We start from the raw sequence: 6,000 nt of genomic DNA on the forward strand, positions 1-6,000 counted from the left end.
GCACTAGAAAAAGGTAGACTTAATGATACAATCACCATTGAAAAAAAGAACTTTAAACGCCTAAAAGCCAGAGTAGTTGGTAAAAACAAAGTTGAAATAGAGGCTGTAAAATAAACTCGTGTAGACCCACCTCTTATTCCTAAATCACTTGGCATATTTTGACACAGTTTCGCTGAAAAAGATACTAAGTTGAGGATAAATCTCATACCAGTTTCTAATACTATTGGGTTTGCTCTTTTCCTCTTGCTCTTGTGTTGCAAGATACCTAATCTTAAAAGCAGACTCTACTGTGGGGAATGAGCCTTTAGATTTAGTCTTTTTTTAGTTGCATTTAGAGATTCTATTGAATTTTATGAGTGTTGCACTTTAAACCTAAATTAGCATTATTCTTTGTCAAAACTATCAACAATAATTGCTCCCATTGATGCTGGCATTGCTATGACTAACATCCTTCTTAATGCGAGAAAAGGATCTGTTAAAATTGGAAATTTGTCAATTCCTAATAGTATAAAAGAGATTACAAGTGTCGCTATTAGATAAGCTACTAATACACGAAATACGAAGACTGAAAATATCTATATATTTAGCAGCAGTAGCATGAGTAACATTTGTTTTTTTTGCCACTCCTAAGCGACACTTTTTACTTCTTGAACTGTTTTTCCTAGAATACTCATGTATTTTCAATATATTTAGATGCAATTAATATGTAAAATAAATTATTATTTATGTATACTTTTTACAATAAATTTGTAAATTTAAAGCATGATAACATATTTTAAAATTTCATAGTATAATTTCTAAAATAAAAGGATATTGATGGCTTTATTAAATAATGAAAAAAATGTTTTACCGCTTAGTAGTATTGCTGAAATTCTTACAGCAAAACCGAGAACTTTGAAAATGTATGAAGAAAAGGGCTTGCTACCAAACAAAGAAGACACAAAAAAACTATATTCGATTAATGATGTAAAAGCTATCACATTTGTGCACTATCTTGCAAGTGCTAAAAAGATCAATGCCAATGGAATAAAATATATTTTAGAAATACTAGAAAATAACATGGATGAAAAAAGTAAAAATGATTTTTTACATGCCGTAGAATCAGAAATGGAGAAGTTGTCTGGTAAAGATGTTCTGGATGCAGAAGAAATTTAATGATTTACTTCTTTTAAAAAAAGTAAATTTAAAGGGACCCTATCGAACACTCTAGAGACACTGATTTAATATCTTCCATCCTATATAACTTCTGTACTCTCATGTCTCTCATTAGGAATCAGATGACTATAACTCACAGTCATATCTGACTTTTTGTGACCAAATTGTTCTCTTATATGCATAATACTAAGACCGGAAATTGCCATCAAAAGAATTCTAATTATCTTCAGTAAGTAGCTGTCATAATCCATTATTAGGTAGAATTAAATTCATTTAGTAGACTACCGTCGTTACTAATAATTATTTTTTTAGCTAAGCTATAGAAATAATCACTAAAATTGTATCATCAATTTAAAGCCTCACCAAGTCGTACATGAAATAAATTGCCAACTGCAAGATTGTAAAATTTCAGTTTCTAATCGCTATAGTCCAGCCTTTACCAACATTTTGATTAGAATCTTAGATTTAGTAGTATACTGTTTGTAACAAAGGATTTATATATGGATGAAATAAATCTTTCCAAAGATTTAATATCTATTCAAGAAGTTTGAGCAAAAAAATGATATTTAATGGTTTGACGGTTCTCCTGAATATATGTATTTTTATAATGACTTACTAGTTGAAAATAGAAGAAAAACACTTAAGCCAAAAGTTTACGAGAACTTTATAAACAATGATTGAAACCTTAGCTCACAAAAGAATGAACCATTATTCTAGAGTGAAATTTTAAATAAATTAAGGGGAAAAGATGAAAAGAATAGTTTTTAAAGTAGGAAGCAGTGTTTTAACGGAAACAACAACAATAGCAAAAGAGAGGATGTTAAATCTGGTCTCTTTAATTGCTGAAGCTAGGAAGAAATATGAAGTTATCTTAGTCTCATCTGGTGCAGTTGCTGCTGGGTATACAGCAGTTCAATTAAATAGAAGTATGCCTACAAGTAAAAAGGTTTTAGCTTCTGTAGGGCAACCTATTCTTATGAGTGCTTATAAAAATAAGTTTGATATTTATAATGTAACTATCTCTCAAATACTATTAACCGAGGAAGATTTTGATTCAAGAGTACACACTGAAATCTTTCAAGATATTATAGAAAGAACATTAAGACATAACATTTTACCTATTGTAAATGAAAATGATATTTCAACGACTCCAGATCAGCTATTTGGAGATAATGACCAACTATCTGCCCATGTTGCTCACTATACCGGAGCTGATTTACTTGTAATATTAAGCGATATTGATGGTTATTACGACTCAAACCCTAAAGATAATCCTAAAGCACAAATAAGAAAAATAGTAACCCAAATAAAAGAGGAAGAGCTAAATCAAAAACATACTCCAAACTCTCAATTTGCAACGGGTGGAATTGTCACAAAACTTCATGCTGCTCAATACATTATGAGTAAAGATAAAGAGATGTTTTTATGTAATGGTTACGATTTAACATCTGCTAGAGAGTATTTGATAGATGGGGTACATAATAGAGGAACTCTATTTACTAAGAAACAAAGAACAAGTAAAAAAGAAAGCTAAAAAATAAGGACATAAAATGGAAATATTTTTACAAGAAGCAAAAAATTCAAGTAGAGTTTTAGCAATGCTAAGCGGTAGAGAGAAAATAGAATATTAAGAGAGATGGCACAAGCTTTAAGAGATAATAGCTTTGATTTACTCAAATCTAATACTCTTGATATGCATGATGGAGTAAGAAACAATCTATCATCAGCACTTATGGATAGACTTCTACTTGATGATGGTAGAGTAAATGCTATGGCAGCAGCTATTGAAGAGATTGCTGCGCTTAAAGAACCTGTTGGTCGCGTTCTTGACGGCTGGGTTACAGAAGATGGATTAAAGATGGAAAAAGTTTCTATCGCCATCGGTGTGATAGGCATCATTTATGAATCTCGTCCAAATGTAACAAGTGACACAGCTGCATTATGTTTTAAAAGTTCCAATGTATGTGTGTTAAAAGGTGGAAAGGAAGCTCAAAATTCTAACGAAGCCATCGCAAAAGTTTTACAAGGTATCTTAGTCAAAAATGATTTGCCTCCATCGTTAATCTCTCTTATCCCTGACTCTTCAAGAGAGGGTGTAGATAAGCTTATAAAGATGGATAAATATGTAGATTTAATTATTCCCCGTGGTGGAGCTGGACTCATAAAACACGTAAGTGAAAATGCAACTGTAAGTGTAGTAAAACACGATAAGGGGCAATGTCATACTTATATAGATAAAGAAGCTATTTTAGAGAATGCTATAGCCATAGCGATAAACGCTAAAACGCAAAGACCAGGCGTATGTAATGCAATGGAGACACTACTTGTAGATAAAGCTATCGCTAAAGATGCACTTCCTGAAATAAAAGCTGCATTTGATGAGACTGGGACTGAACTTAAAGGGTGTATAAATACTCAAAAGATTATCACAATGGCAAATGCAACTGATGAAGATTTTGATACTGAATATTTAGCTAATATTTTAAATATAAAAATAGTAGATGGTGTTGATGGGGCGATAGAGCATATTGTACGATTCTCTTCAGGTCACTCCGAAGCTATCATTACCCAAAACATAACAACAGCGGAAGTTTTTTTAAATGCAATTGATGCGGCAGCTGTATATGTAAACGCTTCAACTAGGTTTACAGATGGTGGCTCTTTTGGCTTTGGAGCAGAGGTTGGAATAAGTACAAACAAACTTCATGCACGTGGACCTATGGGTATAGAAGGACTTACTACATATAAGTTTAAAATTTATGGTAGTGGACAAATTAGAGTATGAAAAAATAATTAGGATAATTATATGAGATTAATAAGTAGAATTTTATTCTCTTTATTTATATTGGTAAATATTGACTTAACGTAAAATGTAGGAATTAAAAACTTAGCCATTTTTTCAAAACTATAAAGTGGCTCTTTAACAGCTGATAACATATGTTCAATAGTAGATATAACATATCCATCTTTGCCTATTACCGTTGCTATTTTAGTATCTACTACATTAGCAGGAATGAGTGGTATTGCTACATCAACATCACTACGATAAAAAATAATTCCAGCATTTAATTCTAATGGCTCTAGTCTTAAACGAACAGGAAAACCTTTATGTAGTCCTATTCCAACTAATTCAACAGCTTTTTTTATTGTAGTTTGGTACATATTTTTTTCAACTAACTTTGATTTATTATTTCTTTAGCGCTATCAATAACATCTGTTATATTAAGTTTAATCCATTGCGTATCCATCCACTCTTGAGGACGAACTTCTATACCTTGAACTAAAACACAAAAATGAAGGTGATCTCCCATCGCATAGCCACTTTTCCCAGTATTCGCAATATCTGTTTTTGCAGAAATTTCTTCATCAGTATCTACATTAACACTTGAACAATGTCCATATAAAGTGTATAAACCTAAGCCGTGATCTACCATAGGCATATTTCCATAAAGACCATTGTATTCAGTATATACAACTTTCCCACCATTTTGAGGCTTAATGCTTGCCATTGCATTCGAAGCTAAATCTAAACCTAAATGATAAGATTCACTGATTTTTTCACCCTTATAGAAGTATTTTCTATGATCTCCAAATGATGCAACAACTTTTGCATTTTTCAATGGGTACATTTTATTAATATGAAAATCATCTATTTGCTCTTCTGAAATAACTGTTCCAAGTTCATGAATTAATTTTTCATTTTTTTCTCTTACTAGTTCATTAATAATTTTAAACTGCTCTATAGAGTCATCTATCCCTTGAGTCTTAGCAAACTCTTCTGCTAAGTCTGCAATCTTACCTTTTAAGAATCTATCAGAAATTTTTATGTTTGATATTTTATATTTCTTAGCTTTTAAATACAAAGGAATATGTGTTTTTTTAATATTTCCAGCATGATCTTTTGCAACTATTGTAGCATCGAAACTCTTACTAGTAATTGGCCATGCAATAAGTGAAATATAATAACCTTCTTTATAGAATGGTTGAGGATTAAATATATTTTTAGCACTCGTTTCTATATAAATATCTTTAAGGTTTTCATCTTTTACCTTGAAAATAACAAGTGCTGAACCACCTTTTTTAATACCATATGAGTTGCTCACAATACTTGTGTTTGGTCTTCTTTTATCTATTAAGATATTAAAATATTTTTTAACACTGTTCCCTTTTAAGAAATTCCAAGAACTAGCATCATTTGCTTCAACAGTGATGCTAACATCATTATCTTTTATACTAAAAGCATTTCTGGGAGCTTTAATCTCAAGCTTTAAAGATTTTTCAGCCACGATTAATTGTTCATGAAGAATAGTAGATTCGCCCTTAGAACTTTTAAAAGTAACTTTGTAAGACTTAACTCCACTCATATCATCAATAGACAATTCTAAAGGTGTTTTAAGATTCCAAAATCCGTTATTCTCTATTTTTACCAATGGAGCATCTTGTTCAAATGTTGCTGATGTGTATACATATGCCGCGGCTGCAATTATCAATCCTAAAAAGATTACTGTTACTGTTGATTCAGATTTATTTTTTTTCAAACTATATTTCCTTATTTATTAATTCTAAAATCTCTTCTGATGCACTTTGTAAAGTATATTCACTACTCATATTAAAGCCTGCTCTTGTCTTATGTCCACCAACACTATAATTTGATGCAATTTTTGAGACATCTAATGTCTGATATTTCATTATAAATTTATTGCATAATTTATAATCGGCATCGCACTCAAAGTAATAAACTTATAATCAGAAGTGAAATTTGGGTAACCGTTTGTTTGTAAAAATTTCAACAAATTTCTACTCTTTATTCTTTTAGTGTATCTACTTTTGTCAATCATATAAAAT

General features: G+C 31.0%; 6 protein-coding genes and 2 pseudogenes. 4 read left to right on the forward strand and 4 right to left on the reverse strand.

All coding sequences use genetic code 11. The features are described from left to right. Positions 1-390 precede the first annotated feature (390 nt). Both ACI9TV_RS15590 and ACI9TV_RS15595 read left to right on the forward strand, forming a co-directional pair. Complete coding sequence (locus ACI9TV_RS15590) at positions 391-540, forward strand: hypothetical protein (RefSeq protein ID WP_415251743.1); 150 nt, start codon at positions 391-393, stop codon at positions 538-540. A gap of 276 nt (positions 541-816) precedes the next feature. Next, positions 817-1,155 (forward strand): MerR family transcriptional regulator, encoded by a 339-nt coding sequence (locus tag ACI9TV_RS15595; protein ID WP_415251744.1) that lies wholly within the window; start codon positions 817-819, stop codon positions 1,153-1,155. Between the two features lie 80 nt (positions 1,156-1,235). On the opposite strand, the gene ACI9TV_RS15600 is transcribed toward ACI9TV_RS15595, so the two are convergent. After that, positions 1,236-1,364 carry a hypothetical protein gene (locus ACI9TV_RS15600; protein WP_415251745.1) on the reverse strand — a complete coding sequence of 43 codons (129 nt, stop codon included), beginning with the start codon at positions 1,362-1,364 and terminating at the stop codon, positions 1,236-1,238. 539 nt (positions 1,365-1,903) lie between these two features. Here ACI9TV_RS15600 and proB point away from each other — a divergent pair. Further along, complete coding sequence (proB, locus tag ACI9TV_RS15605) at positions 1,904-2,689, forward strand: glutamate 5-kinase (RefSeq protein WP_415251746.1); 786 nt, start codon at positions 1,904-1,906, stop codon at positions 2,687-2,689. 16 nt (positions 2,690-2,705) lie between these two features. Further along, positions 2,706-3,940, forward strand: a pseudogene (locus ACI9TV_RS15610) (glutamate-5-semialdehyde dehydrogenase). Positions 3,941-4,077: 137 nt separating this feature from the next. On the opposite strand, the pseudogene ACI9TV_RS15615 reads toward ACI9TV_RS15610, so the two are convergent. From ACI9TV_RS15615 to ACI9TV_RS15625, 3 genes and pseudogenes are all read right to left on the reverse strand, one after another. Next, positions 4,078-4,317, reverse strand: a pseudogene (locus ACI9TV_RS15615) (UDP-3-O-acyl-N-acetylglucosamine deacetylase); the annotation flags it as partial. A gap of 11 nt (positions 4,318-4,328) precedes the next feature. After that, on the reverse strand, positions 4,329-5,693 hold the full coding sequence (locus ACI9TV_RS15620; protein WP_415251747.1) for a M23 family metallopeptidase: 1,365 nt from the start codon (positions 5,691-5,693) through the stop codon (positions 4,329-4,331). Between the two features lies 1 nt (position 5,694). Next, positions 5,695-5,844 (reverse strand): hypothetical protein, encoded by a 150-nt coding sequence (locus ACI9TV_RS15625; RefSeq protein WP_415251748.1) that lies wholly within the window; start codon positions 5,842-5,844, stop codon positions 5,695-5,697. Positions 5,845-6,000 lie beyond the last annotated feature (156 nt).

Origin of the sequence: Sulfurimonas sp., from assembly GCF_047622445.1 — a bacterium.
In the GTDB taxonomy this organism is placed as follows: domain Bacteria; phylum Campylobacterota; class Campylobacteria; order Campylobacterales; family Sulfurimonadaceae; genus Sulfurimonas.

What these genes read in the sequence shown, in the direction of transcription:
- ACI9TV_RS15595 (WP_415251744.1), top strand. Translation starts at nt 817, where the DNA reads ATGGCTTTATTAAATAATGAAAAAAATGTTTTACCGCTTAGTAGTATT.
- proB (WP_415251746.1), top strand. Translation starts at nt 1,904, where the DNA reads ATGAAAAGAATAGTTTTTAAAGTAGGAAGCAGTGTTTTAACGGAAACA.
- ACI9TV_RS15625 (WP_415251748.1), bottom strand. Translation starts at nt 5,844, where the DNA reads ATGAAATATCAGACATTAGATGTCTCAAAAATTGCATCAAATTATAGT.